Origin of the sequence: Stenotrophomonas maltophilia group sp. Smal17 (genome assembly GCF_030237045.1) — a bacterium.
Classification (GTDB): Bacteria; Pseudomonadota; Gammaproteobacteria; order Xanthomonadales; family Xanthomonadaceae; genus Stenotrophomonas; species Stenotrophomonas forensis.
Genome location: NZ_JASJSU010000028.1, coordinates 19,157 through 36,437, shown reverse-complemented (window position 1 = coordinate 36,437; position 17,281 = coordinate 19,157). Strand labels below are relative to the sequence as shown.

At 67.7% G+C, this 17,281-nt stretch carries 14 protein-coding genes; 8 read left to right on the top strand and 6 right to left on the bottom strand.

The genetic code is table 11. The annotated features are described in order from the left end of the window. Positions 1-50 precede the first annotated feature (50 nt). The 3 genes from QRO93_RS09830 (at position 51) to QRO93_RS09820 (ending at position 5,387) form a co-directional block, all read left to right on the top strand. Positions 51-2,723, top strand: a complete 2,673-nt coding sequence (locus QRO93_RS09830; protein ID WP_180878537.1) for a polysaccharide deacetylase family protein — start codon at positions 51-53, stop codon at positions 2,721-2,723. A gap of 3 nt (positions 2,724-2,726) precedes the next feature. After that, positions 2,727-4,076, top strand: coding sequence for a tRNA uridine-5-carboxymethylaminomethyl(34) synthesis GTPase MnmE (gene mnmE / locus QRO93_RS09825; RefSeq protein WP_053451216.1), 1,350 nt, complete (start codon positions 2,727-2,729; stop codon positions 4,074-4,076). A 195-nt stretch (positions 4,077-4,271) separates the two neighbouring features. After that, positions 4,272-5,387 carry a glycerophosphodiester phosphodiesterase gene (locus QRO93_RS09820; RefSeq protein ID WP_180878536.1) on the top strand — a complete coding sequence of 372 codons (1,116 nt, stop codon included), beginning with the start codon at positions 4,272-4,274 and terminating at the stop codon, positions 5,385-5,387. A gap of 90 nt (positions 5,388-5,477) precedes the next feature. Here QRO93_RS09820 and QRO93_RS09815 read toward each other — a convergent pair whose 3' ends face one another. Both QRO93_RS09815 and QRO93_RS09810 read right to left on the bottom strand, forming a co-directional pair. After that, positions 5,478-6,248 carry a rhomboid family intramembrane serine protease gene (locus tag QRO93_RS09815; RefSeq protein WP_180878535.1) on the bottom strand — a complete coding sequence of 257 codons (771 nt, stop codon included), beginning with the start codon at positions 6,246-6,248 and terminating at the stop codon, positions 5,478-5,480. 106 nt (positions 6,249-6,354) lie between these two features. Next, positions 6,355-7,317, bottom strand: coding sequence for a TerC family protein (locus tag QRO93_RS09810; RefSeq protein ID WP_005411722.1), 963 nt, complete (start codon positions 7,315-7,317; stop codon positions 6,355-6,357). A gap of 290 nt (positions 7,318-7,607) precedes the next feature. On the opposite strand from QRO93_RS09810, the gene QRO93_RS09805 reads away from it, so the two are divergent. Both QRO93_RS09805 and QRO93_RS09800 read left to right on the top strand, forming a co-directional pair. After that, entirely contained in the window at positions 7,608-8,777 is a 1,170-nt protein-coding gene (locus QRO93_RS09805) for a class I SAM-dependent rRNA methyltransferase (protein ID WP_180878534.1), read from the top strand. A 124-nt stretch (positions 8,778-8,901) separates the two neighbouring features. Then, positions 8,902-10,137, top strand: coding sequence for a dipeptidase (locus QRO93_RS09800; protein ID WP_180878533.1), 1,236 nt, complete (start codon positions 8,902-8,904; stop codon positions 10,135-10,137). Between the two features lie 33 nt (positions 10,138-10,170). On the opposite strand, the gene QRO93_RS09795 is transcribed toward QRO93_RS09800, so the two are convergent. The 3 genes from QRO93_RS09795 to QRO93_RS09785 all read right to left on the bottom strand — a co-directional run bounded on the left by QRO93_RS09795 (position 10,171) and on the right by QRO93_RS09785 (position 13,460). Beyond that, positions 10,171-11,598: an amino acid permease gene (locus tag QRO93_RS09795; protein ID WP_053451211.1), complete on the bottom strand. Its 1,428-nt coding sequence runs from the start codon at positions 11,596-11,598 to the stop codon at positions 10,171-10,173. Between the two features lie 245 nt (positions 11,599-11,843). After that, positions 11,844-12,473, bottom strand: a complete 630-nt coding sequence (gene leuE, locus QRO93_RS09790; RefSeq protein WP_046983831.1) for a leucine efflux protein LeuE — start codon at positions 12,471-12,473, stop codon at positions 11,844-11,846. 15 nt (positions 12,474-12,488) lie between these two features. Beyond that, positions 12,489-13,460 (bottom strand): LysR family transcriptional regulator, encoded by a 972-nt coding sequence (locus tag QRO93_RS09785; RefSeq protein WP_080375914.1) that lies wholly within the window; start codon positions 13,458-13,460, stop codon positions 12,489-12,491. 91 nt (positions 13,461-13,551) lie between these two features. Here QRO93_RS09785 and QRO93_RS09780 point away from each other — a divergent pair, with 91 nt between their 5' ends. Beyond that, on the top strand, positions 13,552-14,559 hold the full coding sequence (locus QRO93_RS09780; protein ID WP_180878532.1) for a zinc-binding alcohol dehydrogenase family protein: 1,008 nt from the start codon (positions 13,552-13,554) through the stop codon (positions 14,557-14,559). A 26-nt stretch (positions 14,560-14,585) separates the two neighbouring features. On the opposite strand, the gene QRO93_RS09775 is transcribed toward QRO93_RS09780, so the two are convergent. Beyond that, positions 14,586-15,191 carry a glutathione S-transferase family protein gene (locus QRO93_RS09775; protein ID WP_053451208.1) on the bottom strand — a complete coding sequence of 202 codons (606 nt, stop codon included), beginning with the start codon at positions 15,189-15,191 and terminating at the stop codon, positions 14,586-14,588. Between the two features lie 45 nt (positions 15,192-15,236). Here QRO93_RS09775 and rmuC point away from each other — a divergent pair, with 45 nt between their 5' ends. Continuing rightward, positions 15,237-16,793 carry a DNA recombination protein RmuC gene (gene rmuC, locus QRO93_RS09770; RefSeq protein WP_180878531.1) on the top strand — a complete coding sequence of 519 codons (1,557 nt, stop codon included), beginning with the start codon at positions 15,237-15,239 and terminating at the stop codon, positions 16,791-16,793. Between the two features lie 71 nt (positions 16,794-16,864). Continuing rightward, entirely contained in the window at positions 16,865-17,263 is a 399-nt protein-coding gene (locus tag QRO93_RS09765; RefSeq protein WP_053451206.1) for a hypothetical protein, read from the top strand. The last annotated feature ends 18 nt before the right edge of the window (positions 17,264-17,281 follow it).

Here is a 17,281-nt window from a genome sequence, read left to right as displayed (position 1 = left end):
TGCGGCGTTAGAATTCCCGGCACACCGTTCCTCCCACCTTCGAGTCCACCATGCCGCGTGCGCTGTCGTTCCGCCTGTTCCTGCCCTCGCTGTTGTTGACCCTGGTCGTGGCCGGGTGTGGCGACAAGGATGCGAAGGCACCGGCGGCCGCCGTCACCCAGCCCAGCGCGCAGGCCGCGGCCGCCGCTGATCCGGCCGCCGCACCGCTGCTGGCCGCGCTGCAGAAGCAGCTCGACGGCTACCGCCGGATCATCGTGCTGCTGGCCGACGAGGAACAGCAGTCGGCCGCAGACCGCGGTACCTCCACGCGTGTGGGGCAGCAGCTGTTCCACGATGGGCTGGAACAGCGCACGGCCATCGCCGCGCAGTTCGACACCCTGTTGCGCGGTTCCAGCCCGCAGCGCTTCGCCACCCTCGGTACCGTTCTGGACTACATCGAATCGGCACCGGAACTGTTCGATGCCGACCGCCTGGCGTTCCGCGAAGTGCTGCGTGATCTGCACGAACGGGTCGGTACCGATTCGTCGCTGCCGGCGGTGAAACTGCACCAGCGCATCGGCGAAGACCTGGAAGCACTCGATGAAATCGAGCGCAACTACAACCAGGAACTGACCCGGATCTTCAGCCGCTTCGAGCGCACCCGTGCCATCGAACTGAAGCGCGAGAAGTGGGACGACTACATCGCCCACCTGCACAAGGACTACAGCCGCGAAGCGATCCTGCGCGACTACGGGGTGATCGAGCCGTACCCGATGTCGATGAAGGACAGCGACCGGGAGATCTTCGGCCGCGACCTGCCGCCGAAGACCGTGGTGCTGACCTTCGACGACGGCCCGCACAAGGCCTACACCGATGAAGTGGTGGCCATCCTCAAGCGCTACGACGTGCCGGGTGTGTTCTTCGAGGTGGGCCGCAACCTGGGCAAGGTCGAGGCGGACGGCAAGGTCAGCCTCGGGCCGATGGCGAAGATCAGCCGCAGCCTGATGGAAGAGGGCTATGCGGTCGGCAACCACAGCCTGACCCACGCCCAGCTGTCGCGCACCACCGGCGACGCGCTGCGCCAGCAGGTACTGGACACCGATACGCTGCTGAAGGACGTCGACAGCAAGCGCGCGCCCCTGTTCCGCTTCCCCTACGGTGCACGCAACGCTGAAGGCCTGCAGCTGCTCAACGAGGCAGGGCTGAAGTCGATCATGTGGAACATCGACTCGATGGACTGGGCCGATCCTGTGCCGGAGTCGATCGTGCAGCGCGTGCTCGACCAGGTGAACAAGGAACAGCGCGGCATCATCCTGTTCCACGACATCCACGACCGTGCGGTGAAGGCGCTGCCGCAGATCCTCGACCGCCTGATCGCCGACGGCTACCAGTTCGCCGGCTGGAACGGCCGCGACTTCACCGTCGCTCGCGCGCGCAAGGGCGCGGCCAGTGATGCCACCGTCACCACCGGCTACGAGAAGTCGTGGGCGATCGTGGTCGGCATCGACAGTTACGCCAAGTGGCCGAAGCTGGAGTACGCCAGCCACGATGCGCAGGCGGTGGCCGACACGCTGACAGGGCAGTTCGGCTTCCCCTCTTCGCAGGTGATCGTGCTGAAGAACGAGCAGGCCACCCGCAACAACATCCTGGCCGCCTTCCACGACCGCCTGGCGGACGACCGCACCGGAAAGAACGACCGCGTGTTCGTGTTCTTCGCCGGCCATGGTGCGACCCGCCAGCTCGCCTCCGGGCGCGACCTTGGCTACATCATCCCGGTGGATTCGGACCCGAAAGAGTTCGCCACCGACGCGATCGCGATGACCGACATCCAGAACATCGCCGAGAGCATGCAGGCCAAGCACGTGATGTTCGTGATGGATGCCTGCTACAGCGGCCTGGGCCTGACCCGAGGTGGCCCGTCGTCGTCGTCGTTCCTGCGCGAGAACGCACGCCGCAGCGCGCGGCAGATGCTGACCGCCGGCGGTGCCGACCAGCAGGTGGCCGATGCCGGCCCGAACGGCCATTCGGTGTTCACCTGGGTGCTGCTGCAGGCGCTGGCCGGCAAGGGTGACCTCAACGGTGATGGCCTGATCACCGGTACCGAGCTGGCCGCGTACGTGGCGCCGGCGGTTTCGGCGGTTTCGCACCAGACCCCGGCCTTCGGCAGCCTGCCCGGTTCGCAGGGCGGCGAGTTCGTATTCCAGGTGCCGGACAGCCAGGAGTTCCTCAACGCCGGTACGCGCCAGCTGACCGCCGATGCGATCGCGTTGAACAACAAGGTCGATGCGGCCAGCGAAGCCAAGGGCAGCCAGGCGCCGGTGACCGTGGCCGACCTGCAGGGCGGCAAGGCCAGGCTGGTGGTGCCCAGTGCCGGCCCGGCCTCGGACCGCCAGCGCGCGCAGCAGGCCAATGACCGTGGCCTGCAGCTGTATCGCGAGAAGCAGTACGACCAAGCCGCTGCCGAGTTCACCGAAGCACTGAAGCTGCGCCCGGACTTCGCGCAGGCGGCGAACAACCTCGGCTTCGTCTACTACCGTCAGCAGCGCTATGCGGAAGCGGCGCGCTGGCTGGAGAACACGCTGAAGATCGACCCGTCGCGCGCGGTGGCCCATCTCAACCTGGGCGATGCCTACTTCAACGCAGGCGACAAAGCCAAGGCCAGGCAGGCCTATACCACCTACCTGGCGCTGCAGCCGCAGGGCAGCGGCGCCGCGCAGGCGCGCGCGCAGCTGGAGAAGCTCTGAGCCATGGACACCACGATCCACACGGACACCATCGTAGCCATCGCCAGCGCTCCCGGTGCCGGGGGCGTCGGCCTGCTGCGCCTGTCCGGCCCGCGCGCGGCGGCCATCGCCAACGCACTGGGTGCGCCTGCACTGCGCCCGCGCCATGCGCATTACGCGCGCCTGCGCGACGCCGACGGTGAGGTGATCGACGATGGCATCGTGCTGTGGTTCCCGGCGCCGAACAGCTTTACCGGCGAAGAAGTGGTGGAACTGCAGGGACACGGCAGCCCGGTGCTGTTGCAGCTGCTGGTCGCGCGCTGCATCGCGCTGGGTGCGCGCCAGGCGCGGCCGGGTGAGTTCAGCGAACGGGCGTTCCTCAACGGCAAGCTCGACCTGGCCCAGGCTGAGGCCATCGCCGACCTGATCGCCGCCGGTGACAACCGTGCCGCGCGCGCTGCACGACGTTCACTGGACGGAGTGTTCTCGCGCCGCATCGAGGCCGTGGTCGAACAGCTGGTGCTGCTGCGCATCCACGTGGAAGCGGCCATCGACTTCGCCGACGAACCGCTGGATACGCTCGGTGGCGCGCAGGTGCGGCGCGGGCTGGAACAGGCGCGCAGCGATCTGGCCCTGTTGCGCCGCGACGCCGAGCGCGGCCGTCGCCTGCGCGATGGCCTGCACGCGGTGCTGATCGGGCCACCGAATGCCGGCAAGAGTTCATTGCTCAATGCGCTGGCTGGCAGCGAGCGAGCGATCGTCACCGACATCGCCGGTACCACCCGCGACACCCTGCGCGAGACCATCCGCCTGGATGGCCTGGAGCTGACCCTGGTCGATACCGCCGGCCTGCGCGACGGTGGCGACGCCATCGAGCGCGAAGGCATGCGTCGAGCGCATGTGGAAATCGAGCGCACCGACCTGGCGCTGATCGTGCTGGATGCACGCGATCCGGCGGCCGGTGAAGCGGCCCTCGGTGATGCAGTGATGGCGGTGCCGCACAAGGTCTACATCCACAACAAGTCGGACCTGCTGGATGTGCTGCCGACGCTGGACGATCCGGATCGCGTGTTCGTTTCGGCCGCGACCGGTGCCGGGCTCGATGACCTGCATGTGCGCCTGCGTTCGATTGCGTCGGCCGGGGCAGGCGAACAGGTGGACGGCGAATTCTCCGCACGCACCCGCCACGTCGATGCGATCGAGCGCGCGCAGGAACATGCGCAGCGCGCCGACGGTGAGCTGGCCCACGAACACCTGGAACTGGCCGCCGAGGAACTGCGGCTGGCCCACGATGCACTGGGCCAGATCACCGGGCAGATGAGTGCCGATGACCTGCTGGGGCGGATCTTCTCCAGCTTCTGCATCGGCAAGTAAGGCCCGGGGCAGATCCCCGAACGGGCTCACGCTCTGGTGGGTGCCAACCTTGGTTGGCACAGGGCATCCGGGGTCATGGACGCCGGCCGGCAGAGCGCCGACCAAGGTCGGCGACTACCGGACGCGTGGGGTCCCCCGCCTGTCACATTGCCGCCGCATACTGACGCCCATCACATACCGCTTGGGGAAGTCGCAGTGAAGTCGTGGGGTTGTGCGTTGCTGTTGTCGCTGGCCGTGGCACCATCGGTGGCCATGAGTGCTGAATCCTCCACCCCGGCCGCACACAAGGTGTCGGTCTATGGCCACCGAGGCGCAAGCGCGCTGCTGCCGGAGCACACCCTGGCCGCCTATGCGCAGGCGATTGCCGATGGCGCCGACTACATCGAACCGGACCTGGTGATGACCAGGGATGGGGTGATGGTGGCCCGCCACGAGAACGAGATCAGCGGCACCACCGACGTGGCCTCGCATCCCGAGTTCGCCAGCCGCCGTACCAGCAAGGTCATCGACGGGCAGAAGGTCGAGGGCTGGTTCACCGAAGACTTCACCCTGGCCGAGCTGAAGACGCTGTACGCGCGTGAGCGCCTGCCGGAACTGCGCAGCACCGCCTACGATGGCCAGTTCCGCATTGCCAGCCTCGACGAGATCCTGGCCTTCCTGGTGCAGCAGGCGGGCCGTGCCAACCGTGGCATCGGCCTGGTGCCGGAGATCAAGCACCCGACCTACTTCCAGTCGATCGGCCTGCCGATGGAAGACAAACTGCTGGCGGCGCTGCGCGGCAATGCCTATACCAACGTCGGCCCGGTCACCATCCAGTCGTTCGAGACCGCCAACCTGCGCTACCTGCGCGGCAAGATCCCGCGCGACAGCAACATCCGCCTGCTGCAGCTGCTGTGGAAGGGCGATACCCAGCCGGCCGACGTCGCCAAGGCCGGTGGCAGGCTGACCTACGCACAGATGATGACCCCGGCCGGCCTGAAGGACATCGCCGTCTACGCCGACAGCATCGGCCCGGAGCTGCGTTCGATCATTCCGCTGGATGACAAGGGCGCGCTGGGCACACCCACCTCGCTGGTGCGCGATGCGCATGCGGTGGGCCTGATGGTGATCCCGTACACCTTCCGCCCGGAGAACCACTTCCAGGCCAGCGACCTGCGCAGGGGTGCCGACAATGCACGCAACGCCGAGGGTTCGATCGCCGAGATGCGCGCGTACCTGGCCACCGGCATCGATGCCTTCTTCACCGACGACCCGGCGCTGGGCCGGCAGGCGGTGGATGGGATGGGCAGGGCGGGGAACGCGGCCAACTGATCCGTCCGATCGCCGAATGTCGTGCGGTAGTGGCCAACCTTGGTTGGCCCCATGGGAACAGCGCCGACCAAGGTCGGCATCTACCACACCTCAGCCGCGCGGATCGTCCGGCCGCCGGAATGGAATCACCACGTAGTCCTGGCCCTCGCGTGGCTGCCACAGCACCGGCACGCGCTGCGGTGACGGCGGCTCCAGCTCGTCGTCGGCCAGCGGTTCGGCCTCATCCTCTTCGTCTTCCCAGCTGTAGCGCTGGCGCGGCGGCAGGGGGTCGGCGTTGCGGAACAGCAGCGCGGCAATGATGCCGGCGAAGGCGCCGCCCATGTGCGACTGCCACGACACGCCGTCGGCGTGCGGCAGGACGGTCATCAGCATGCCACCGTAGAACAGCATGCCGATCAGGCCGGTGGCGATCGCCGCGCGGTCGCGACGCAGCAGGCCGAGGCTGGCGAGCAGGAACATCAGGCCGTGGGTCACGCCACTGGCGCCCAGGTGCACGCTGCCCGGATTGCCCAGCATCCAGGCACCCAGGCCCGAGCCCAGCCACAGCAGGGGCAGGGCGCGCACGGTGGCTTTTGGATAGACGCTGCCGGCCAGGGTGCCGAGGATCAGGATGGCGATGCTGTTGGCGGCGATGTGCTCGACCGAGGCATGCAGCATCGGGCCACCGACCAGGCCGAGCAGGCCCTTGGCTTCCAGCGGCGCTACCGCCCAGAGGCGCCAGTCGAACGTGCCCTGCAGGGCGAACACGGCCACCAGCACCAGCACGGCGGCCAGGCTGACATTGAACGCCCGCAGGATGCGCGAGCGGTCATTGCGGGGGGCCGGTACGTCGCCGGCGGGCAGGGGCGCGTTGTTGTCCATACCTCAGCAATGGCGGTGGTTGCCGCGAAACCAAGGCCGCCGCGGCGGGAGAGTGGAGACGGCCGGCGGGATAATCCCGCCGGCCGTGCCGTTCAGCGATTCAGCTTCAGGCGTGGCCCGATCCTTCCTTCGGCGGGTACTTCAGGCTCAGCACCACGGTGGCGGCGATGATCACCGCGACCACGCCCAGCGACACCGGGGTCGGGATCTTGAACAGGTCGATGATCATCATCTTGATGCCGATGAAGCCCAGCACCAGCGCCAGGCCATACGGCAGCAGGTGGAAGCGGTCGGCCATGCCGGCCAGCAGGAAGAACATCGCGCGCAGGCCCAGCACCGCGAACACGTTGGAGGTGAGCACGATGAACGGGTCGGTGGTGATCGCGAAGATCGCCGGGATGCTGTCCACGGCGAAGATCACGTCGGTGACCGCGATCAGGATCAGTACCGCGAACAGCGGGGTGAACCAGCGCACGCCATCGCGCTTCACGCTCAGCGCGTTGCCGGCGTAGTCCGGCAGCAGGCGCAGGTGCTTGCGCATCCAGCGCAGGGCCGGATTGGTCTCCAGATCGGGCTCCTGGCCGGCGGCGAACCACATCTTCCAGCCGGTGAACAGCAGGAAGGCACCGAACACGTAAAGCAGCCAATGGAACTGGCTGATCAGCACGCTACCAGCGAAGATCATGATCGTACGCAGCACGATCGCACCCAGGATGCCGATGATCAGCACCTTCTGGCGCTGTTCCTCCGGCACCGCGAAGTAGCTCATGATCATCAGGAAGACAAAGATGTTGTCGACCGCCAGCGCCTTCTCGACCAGGTAGCCGGTCAGGAATTCGAGGCCGACCTTGTTGGCCACGACCTGGCCGGCGGTCTCATTCAGGTAGTACCAGAGGCCGGCGTTGAACAGCAGGGCCAGCGCGACCCAGCCGATCGACCACCACAGGGCCTCCTTGAAGGTGACCTTGTGCGGTCCACCATGGCGCATCAACACGAGGTCGACCAGCAGGGCGATGACCACCACCGCTGCGAAGCCGCCCCACAACCACACGTTACCGATCGTCTGCATTGGGAATGTCCGTTGGAAAGATGAATGCCAGGCCGGACGGCGAGGATCTGCAACGGAGGATCGGGTGGGGATCCAGGGACAGAGCTTCGCCAGTACGGCGAAGGTCTCGCTCGCAGTTCCAATGGCTGGAACTGCCGTTGCACCGGAGCCTGCGGGCTCGAATTGACGGCGACAACGTCTGGGAGCTACTCCCCTTCTGGCGCCGATTCTGCCGTCTGCCCGGGCCGCCGTCAAATGCCGCGCCCGTCCTGGATTTCCGGCCCCCGCCGCCCCCCGGCTACAATGGGCGGATGAATACCCCCCTTCCGATTGTCCGCCTCAAGAACGCGTGGCGTTCCAGCCACCCGTGGATCTTCCAGAAACTGGTCGAGAAGCCGACCGTCCGGCCCAAGCCCGGCTCCATCGTCGACGTGGTCGGCATCGATGGCGAGTTCATTGGCCGGGGGTTCTACAACGGGCATTCGCGCATTGCCGTGCGCATCCTCGAAACCGACCCGAACGTGCCGGTCGATGCCGGCTGGTTCTCGCGCAAGATCGCCCAGGCGGTGTCGCTGCGCCGTGAGGTGCTGAAGCTCGATGCGGTGTCCGATGCCTGGCGCGTGGTGCACAGCGAAGGCGACGGCCTGTCCGGCCTGGTGGTCGACCGCTACGGCGACCTGGTGGTGGTCGAGTTCTTCGCCGCCGGCATGTTCCGCCACCGCGAGTGGATCTACGACGCGCTGCGCGAGCAGTTCCCCGGCTGCCGCTTCCACAGCTTCGCCGACGAGCACGTGCAGAAGCAGGAAAGCTTCGACTTCCACGGCAATACCACCACCGAAGCAGCGGTGATCACCGAGTACGGCATCAAGTTCCGCGCCGACCCGGCCGGTGCCCACAAGACCGGTTTCTTCGCCGACCAGCGCGAGAACCGCGAGTGGCTGAGCCAGCAGGTGGAAGGCAAGAGCGTGCTCGACCTGTGCTGCAACACCGGCGGTTTCGCGGTGTATGCGGCGGCGCGTGGCGCCTCGGACGTGGTCGGCATCGACATCGATGAAGACGTCATCCAGATCGCCAAGGGCAATTCGCGCCTGAACAACGTGCGCCCGAAGTTCGTCCAGTCCGACATCTTCCCGTGGCTGCGTGATGCCGCCAACCGCGGCGAGCAGTACGACGTGGTGATCCTGGACCCGGCGAAGATGACCCGCGACCGCGACCAGGTGATCACCGCGCTGAAGAAGTACCTGGACATGAACAAGCTGGCGCTGGGCGTGGTCAAGCCCGGTGGCCTGTTCGCCACGTTCTCCTGCACCGGCCTGGTGGCCGAGGACCAGTTCCTCGACATGCTGCGCCGCGCGGCGTATTTCTCCGGCCGCACGATCCAGATCCTGAAGGTGGCCGGCGCCGGTCCGGACCATCCGTTCATGGCCCACGTGCAGGAATCGCGTTACCTGAAGGCGGTGTTCTGCCGCGTGGTGGATTGATGCCTGCCTGTAGAGTCGAGCCATGCTCGACTCGCGGTGCCTGATCAGTCGAGCATGGCTCGGCTCTACAAATCAGCGGGCCGCAGCGCTATGGTCGGGCTCTTCCCAATGCCGGTGAGAGCCCATGCCTTCGTTGCGCCACCTGTCCGTCGTGCTTGCCCTGGCGCTGTGCGCGCCGCTGTCCGCCCACGCCGTTGAGTTCAGCGCGCAGGAGCTGGCCCGTGCCAAGGTGCTGCAACAGCGCCTGGTCACCCTCGACAGCCATCTGGATACGCCGGCCAACTTCGGTCGCAGCGGCTTCGACATCGAGCAGCGCCACGACCGCAACGCGCTTTCGCAGGTGGACTACCCGCGCATGGTCGAAGGGGCGCTGGACGGCGGCTTCTGGGCGATCTACACCGACCAGGGCGACCGCAGCGCAGCGGCTCACCTGGCCGAGCGTGACCATGGCCTGCAGCGGTTGCTGGAAATCCGCGAGATGCTGGCGGCCAATCCCGAGCGCTTCGCGCTGGCGCTGACCGCCGATGATGCCGCGCGGATCAAGGCCGCCGGCAAGCGCGTGGTCTACATCAGCATGGAAAACGCCAGCCCGCTGGTGGCCGATCCCAGCCTGCTGTCGTTCTATCACCGCGCCGGCCTGCGCCTGCTCAGCACCGTGCACTTTGCCAACAACGAGTTCGCCGATTCGGCCACCGATCCCAAGGGGGCGGAGTGGAAAGGCCTGAGCCCGGCCGGCAAGGAGCTGGTGCGGCAGGCGGTGAAGCTGGGCATCGTGATCGACCAGTCGCATGCCTCCGACGCAGTGTTCGACGACCTGCTGGCGATGATGCCGGTGCCGTTCGTGCTCTCGCACAGCTCGGCCAAGGCGGTCTACGACCACCCGCGCAATCTGGACGATGCACGCCTGCGCAAGCTGGCCAAGGCGGGCGGCGTGATCCAGGTGAATGCCTACGGCGGATACCTGATCGACACCGCCAAGACACCGGAGCGCAAGCAGGCCGAAGAAGCGCTGAGCAAGCAGCTGGGTGGCTGGGAAGGAATGGGCATCGAGCAGGGTGTCGCCCTGCTGAAGGCCGAGCAGGAACTGGACCACGAGCATCCGGTGCGCCATGCCAGCCTGGACGATTTCTTCGCCCACTTCGAGCACATCCTCAAGGTGGTCGGCCCCGAGCATGTGGGGATCGGCCTGGACTGGGATGGCGGCGGCGGCCTGAGCGACCTGCCCGATGTCAGCCAGCTGCCGAAGATCACCGCCTGGCTGCTGCGCAAGGGCTACACCGAGCAGCAGATTGCCGGCATCTGGGGCGGCAACCTGCTGCGGGTGATGCGCCAGGCGCAGGATTACGCCGCGGGCAAGTAGAGTCGAGCATGGCTCGACTCTACAAAGCGGCCCTTATTTCGCGATCAGCGCATGGCGACGGCTGTACAGGAAGTACAGCACCAGGCCGGCCACGTTCCACAGCAGGAAGTACAGCTGGGTGCGGTGCGGCAGGCTGATGAACAGGTAGATGCAGCCCAGCGCCGCCAGCGGGCCGACCACGAAGGCCAGCGGGGTGCGGAAGGTGCGCTCGCGGTTCGGTTCGCGCAGGCGCAGCACCACCAGGCAGATGCCCACCGCGGTGAACGCGGCCAGGGTACCGGCGTTGGCCAGCGCGGCGATCTCGTCCAGGCGCGCTACACCGGCCAGCGCCGAGACCACCACTGCCGTGAACAGCGTGGTCGCCACCGGCGTGCCGGTACGGGCGTTGACCTTGGACAGCCCGCGCGGCAGCAGGCCATCGCGGCTCATCACGAAGAAGATGCGGCTCTGGCCATACAGGAAGGCCAACAGCACGGTAGGCAGGGCGATGATCGCGATCACGCCGATCACCATCGCCGCGGTCGGGTGGCCCAGCTGGCGCATGATCAGCGCCAGCGGCTCGGCGCTGTGGCCGAACACCGCGTAGCTCATCGCACCGACTGCCGCCAGCGCCACCAGCACGTAGACGATGGTGCAGCCGATCATCGAACCGATGATGCCGATCGACAGGTCGCGGCCCGGGTTCTTGGTTTCCTCGGCGGCGGTGGAGATCGCATCGAAGCCGTAGAACGCGAAGAAGATGATTGCCGCCGCGGCCATCACGCCGTGCTCGACGCCATCGGGGCCGATCGACTTGGCGAAGCCATACGGCATGAACGGCTGCAGGTTGGCGCTGTCGAAGGCGGGCAGGGCGACGGCGACGAAGATGGCCAGCGCGATCAGCTTGAACACCACCAGGATGGCGTTGAGGGTGGCGCTCTCCTTGGTACCGGCCATCAGCATGCCGGCCACCAGCCAGGTGATGACGATCGCCGGCAGGTTGATCATGCCGCCTTCCACGTGCGGGCCGGCGGCAAGCCAGGCCGGCAGGTGCACGTTCCAGCCGAACTGGGTGTGCACCCATTCCAGGAAGCCGACGAAGTAGCCGGACCAGCCCACCGCTACCGTACTCACCACCAGCGAGTACTCCAGGATCAGGCTCCAGCCCACCACCCAGGCGAACACCTCGCCCAGCGCACTGTAGCTGTAGGTGTAGGCGCTGCCGGCGGCCGGCATCATCGTCGACAGCTCGGCATAGGACAGCGCCGCGCAGGCGCAGACCGCGCCGGCGATGGCGAAGGAGATCAGCACGGCCGGGCCGGCCAGGTTGGCGCCGACGCCGATCAGCGTGTAGATGCCGGTACCGACGATGGCGCCGATGCCCAGCGCGATCAGGTGTGGCCAACTGAGCGTGGGGATCAGACGCCTGCCGGCTTCGTGGACGGTGACGGAATCTAGGGACTTGCGCCGGAACAGGGACATGCAGGCCTCGGAAGGGGTGACTAAGAACGACAAGTTCCCGAGTGTGACCGAACGCAGCGCAGCATTACCACTGACGGGGGTCGTGCATGTGTTGAATGCGTCAGCGATGGTGGCTCGCCATCAGCTGAAGTGACGAAATCAGCACAATTGCGGGCAAAAATCGAATTCGTACGAGGGCCCTCCGGTCGGCAGAGCCGATTCAGCGGGCGGGCGTCCAGCGCAGTGGGGTCAACGGGTCGGCCGGTTCAACCATTCAGCCCCAGGCGGATACCGAACCCCACCAGGAACAGGCCGGCCACGCGGCGCAGTGCGTCGCTGATCCGCGGGTGCTGGATCAGGCGGCGACGGGCCAGGTTGCCCACGCCGATCAGCATCGAGCAGTAGGCGATGCTGACCACCAGGATGATGCCGGCCAGTGCCGCGAAGGTGGCGATGCCCTGGTGCGCCTTCGGGTCGATGAACAGCGGCAGGAACGCCATGTAGAACAGGATCGCCTTCGGATTGAGCAGGCTGACCAGAATGGCCTGCTGGAAGTAGCGGCCCGGCTGCATGCGGATCGGTCCGGCGTCACCCCCATCGTGCTTCGGGGTCCGCAGCAGGCTGATGCCGACCCACACCAGGTAGGCCGCACCGAGGTACTGCACGGCATGGAACACCAGCGGATTGGCCTTCAGCAGTGCGGCCACGCCGGCCAGGGCCAGCCACATCAGGATCTGGTCGCCGACCAGCAGGCCGGCCAATGCGGTGTAGCCGCCACGCACGCCGCCACGGCCGGTGGCGGTCAGCAGGGTGAAGGTACCGGGGCCGGGCAGGGCGAGGAACACCAGCACGGCGACCAGAAACGTCCACAGGTCCTGGATGCCCATCCACGGCATGGCGGTGTTCTCTTGTTACGGGGGGCCGCCATTGTCGGCCAGCGCCGCGCTTGGCGACAGAGGGCTGGCGGGGCCGCCGGGCATGCCAGACAGCAGCGGTTGCAGGTGCTGGCGCAGCTGCGCGTGCAGCTGCCGCACCGCCGGCGAGAACTGCTTGCGATGCGGGCACACCAGCTGCAGCGGAATGCTGCTGCCAACGCCGTCGAGCAGCAGCTGCAGGCGCCCGGCCTGCACATCCTCGCGCAGGTCCAGCCAGGACTTGTAGGTGATGCCTTCGCCGGCCACGGCCCAGCGCCGCACCACATCGGCGTCGTCGCAGACCAGCGGACCGCGCACCGGAATCACGCTGCGGCGCCCTTCGACGTCGAATGACCAGCGATCGTAGGCGCGGCCACTGAGCTGGTAGACCAGGCAATCATGCTCACGCAGGTCCTCCAGACGGCCGGGTGTGCCGCGCCGCTGCAGGTAGTCGGGCGAGGCCGCGAGCACACGCCGGTTGCCTTCCAGCAGGGGCAGCGCGACGTAGTTGGCGTCGTCGAAGTGGCCGATGCGGATCGCTACGTCGACGGGATCGCGGAACACATCAGCGACTTCGTCGGACAGGCGCAGGTGCAGCCGCAGCCGCGGATGCGCGGCGCGGAAGGCGCTCAGCCAGGGCAGCAGCAGGTTGCGGCCGAAGTCCGACGGCGCCGACAGCTGCAGGGTGCCGTGCAGCTCGGTGTCCTCGCCCTGCACGCGCGCCTGGCCCTCGCGCAGGGTGGCAAGCACCTCCTGCGCATACGGCAGGTACAGCGCACCCTCGCCGGTCAGGCGCAGGCTGCGGGTGGTGCGCACGAACAGGCGCAGGTCCAGCTCGCGCTCCAGCCGCGCCACGGCGGCCGCGACCTGGCCGGGCAGCAGATCGGCCTCGCGCGCGGCCTGCGAGAAGCTGCCCAGCGCAGCCGTGCGGACGAACAACTGCAGGTCGTCGAAACGGATCATTTTCATTGCCGGAGTGAAAGTGCTGCCCGATTCTGCGCCTTTCTGCGAGAGCGCGCGCGGCGCAACCTGTCACCTCCTTCCCCACTGGACCGCTGCCATGCGCGCCATTGCCTACACCCAAGCCGGCCTGCCGATCGATGATGCCCAGGCCCTGATCGATATCGAACTGGAGCTGCCGCAGCCCGGCCCGCGTGACCTGCGCGTCGCCGTGCGCGCGGTGGCGGTCAATCCGGTCGACACCAAGGTGCGCCGCGGCGTGGCCACCGATGGCCCGCGCGTGCTCGGTTGGGATGCGGTCGGCATCGTCGACGCGGTGGGCAACGAAGTGACCCTGTTCCAGCCTGGCGATGCGGTCTACTACGCCGGCGTGATCGACCGCCCCGGCAGCAATGCGGAGTACCAGCTGGTGGACGAGCGCAGCGTCGGCCGCAAGCCGGCCAGTCTCGACGATGCCGCCGCCGCGGCGCTGCCGTTGACCGCGATCACCGCCTGGGAACTGCTGTTCGACCGCCTGCGCATCGCCGAGGGCGGCGGCGAAGGCCAGACCCTGCTGGTGATCGGCGCTGCCGGTGGCGTCGGATCAATCCTGGTGCAGCTGGCGCGGAAGCTGACCAAGCTGACGGTGATCGGCACCGCCTCGCGCCCGGATACCCAGGACTGGGTGTATGCGATGGGGGCGCACCATGTAATCGACCACAGCCTGCCGCTGGCCGAGGGCCTGGCGCGGCTGGGCATCAGCGAGGTGCAGCACGTGGCCAGCCTGACCCATTCCGATCAGCACTACGCGCAGATCGTGGAGCTGCTGGCGGCGCAGGGACAGCTGGGGCTGATCGATGATCCCGGCCAGGTCGATGTGATGGCGCTCAAGCGCAAGGCGTTGTCACTGCACTGGGAGTCGATGTTCACCCGCCCGCTGTACAAGACCGCGGACATGCAGCGCCAGCACGACCTGTTGAACCGGGTGGCCGAGCTGATCGACGCCGGCGTGTTGCAGACCACGCTGGGCGAGCACTTCGGGCGCATCGACGCGGCCAACCTGCGGCGCGCGCATGCGCTGCTGGAGAGCCATCGCGCCAAGGGCAAGATCGTGCTGGAAGGCTGGTAAGGCCGGGTCGTTCCCGCGCCCCTGCCTCAGGCCACGCCGTTGTCGACGTGTTCGGCAAAACCGGGTTGCTGGCGCAGGCGTTCGAACCAGGCCCCCACGTTCGGCAGCGCAGGCGTGCTGCCGGGCGTGCTGCGCCAGCGCTGGGTCGACAGGCCCAGCACGACATCGGCGAGGGTGAAGGTGTTGCCCGCCACGTAGCTGTCCGTAGCGGCGAGCTGCGCATCAAGCACGCCCATCAATCGATTCCACTGCACCAGGCTGGCCTCGGCGCGGGCATCATCCGGGTAGTCCGGGTGTTGCCGCACCCGGGCCATGAACACGTGGCGCCAGGCGCTGTTGAGGTCGCTGGCCTGCCAGTCCATCCACTGCTCGACGCGGGCCCGCGCCTGAGTGGTGGCGGGCAGCAGGTCGTCGCGCCCGGCGCGTGTGGCCAGGTAACGGCAGATGCTGTTGGACTCCCACAGCACGAAGCCGCCGTCGCGCAGTACCGGTACCTGCCGGTTGGGGTTCAGCGTGGCCAGCAGGTCCGGCGCCGGCGCCGGTTCGTGGTGCAGCGGCAGGTCGAGCCCGGCGCACAGCCACAGCACCTTGCGGACATTGATCGAGGTGGGCTTTCCGTACAGAGCGAGCATGGTCCTGACGCAGCGGCTGAGACTCGGCCAGCCTACACTTGCCACATGCAAACCGAATTCCTGCTCATTGGCGGCCTTCTATTGGCCGTGCTCATCCTGCAGCTGGTCGCCCTGCTGCGCCGCCCGCCGCATGACCGCCTGGAACAGGCCGTACGCGAGGAGGCCCGCTCCGGGCGCAGCGAACTGCGCGAGCAGCTCGATGGCTTCGCCCGCGCGCTGACCGACCTGTCGACCCGCACCGACCAGCGCCTGGACCTGCTGCGCGAAGCGCTGGGCGAAGACGCCCGCAAGGCGCGCGCCGAGGCCGCCGACAGCCAGCAGCGTGGCGCGGCGCTGATGGGGCAGCGCCTGCAGGAACTGCGCGGCCAGCTGGAAACCTTTGGCCAGCAGCAGGAGGCACGCATCCACGCCTTCGGCCAGCAGTTGCAGGAGCTCACCGCGCGCACCGATACCCAGCTCGGTGCACTGCGCCAGACCCTGGTGGACGACGCGCGCAAGGGCCGCGAAGAAGGCGCGCAGTCGCAGCAGCGCCTGACCGAGAGCCTGGGCCTGCGCCTGCAGGAACTGACCCAGCGCAACGAGCAGCGCTTCGCCGAGATGCGCACCACGCTGGAAGAACAGCTGCGCGCGCTGCAGAACGACAACGCGCAGAAGCTGGAGCAGATGCGCCACACCGTCGATGAGAAGCTGCAGTCGACGCTGGAAACGCGGCTGGGCAACTCGTTCAAGCTGGTTTCCGAACGGCTGGAACAGGTGCAGCGCGGCCTTGGCGAGATGCAGCAGCTGGCCACCGGCGTGGGCGACCTCAAGCGCGTGCTCACCAACGTCAAGAACCGCGGCAGCTGGGGCGAAGTGCAGCTGGAGAACATCCTCGAGCAGACCCTGACCCAGGAGCAGTACGCGCGTGCGGTGAAAGTGCGTCCGGACAGCGGTGAAATGGTCGATATCGCGGTGCGCCTGCCGGGGCGCAGCAGCGACGACACGCCGGTGTGGCTGCCGATCGACTCCAAGTTCCCGCGCGAGGACTACGAACGTCTGCTGGATGCGCAGGAGCAGGGCGATGCCGAGGGCGTGCGCCTGCAGGGCATCCAGCTGGAACGCGCGGTGCGCGTGCAGGCCAAGTCGATCTGCGACAAGTACATCGCGCCGCCGCACACCACCGACTTCGCGGTGATGTTCCTGCCCACCGAAGGCCTGTATGCCGAGGTGATCCGGCGCCCCGGCCTGGTCGACCTGCTGCAGCGCGAGCATCGCGTGGTGGTGGCCGGGCCGACCACGGTCACCGCGCTGCTCAACAGCCTGCAGATGGGTTTCCGCACGCTGGCCATCGAACAGCGCTCCAGCGAGGTGTGGAGCCTGCTGGGCGCGGTGAAGAGCGAGTTCGGCAAGTTCGCCGGCATCCTCGAGAAGGCCGAAAAGCAGATCACCACCGTCGGCCGCAGCATCGGCGAGGCCAGCCGCAAGACGCGCACCATCGAGCGCCGCCTGCGCGGCGTGGAATCGCTGGCTGCCGAACAGGCGCAGTCGCTGCTGGGCGACCTGGCCGAGGGGGACGCCACGGGAGAGGCCGAGGACGAGGGCAGCGACGGCGAGGAGGCCTGAGCCGCGCTGACACGCCGCCTGCATCGTCGGTGCGTATGCTGGCGGCCTGTCCGTTTCGATCAGGTATCGCCATGCGCCTGCGCTTCTATACCAGTCTTGTCCTGACCGTGCTGCTTTCCGCCTGCAGCAGCGCGCCACCGGTCGTGGCCACGGCGGGGCAGGCCGGCGCGGCCGCCACGCCCGAAGCCACCGAGGCCTACCGCGAAGCACGCGACGTCGACTGCCAGGCCGCCGGCGGCACCCTGCAGCGGCTGGGCCGCCTGCAGCGCGAGCAGTGCGTGATTCCCTATGCCGATGCCGGCAAGGCCTGCAGCGGCAAGAGCGACTGCACCGGCCAGTGCCTGGCCGGGGGGGAGGTGGCCGCTGGCAGCGCCACCACCGGTACCTGCCAGCGTGATGCCAGCCAGAACTTTGGTTGCCGCCAGCGCATCGAGGACGGCAAGGCGCAGGGCACGATCTGCGTGGACTGATCGTAGTGCCGGCCGCTG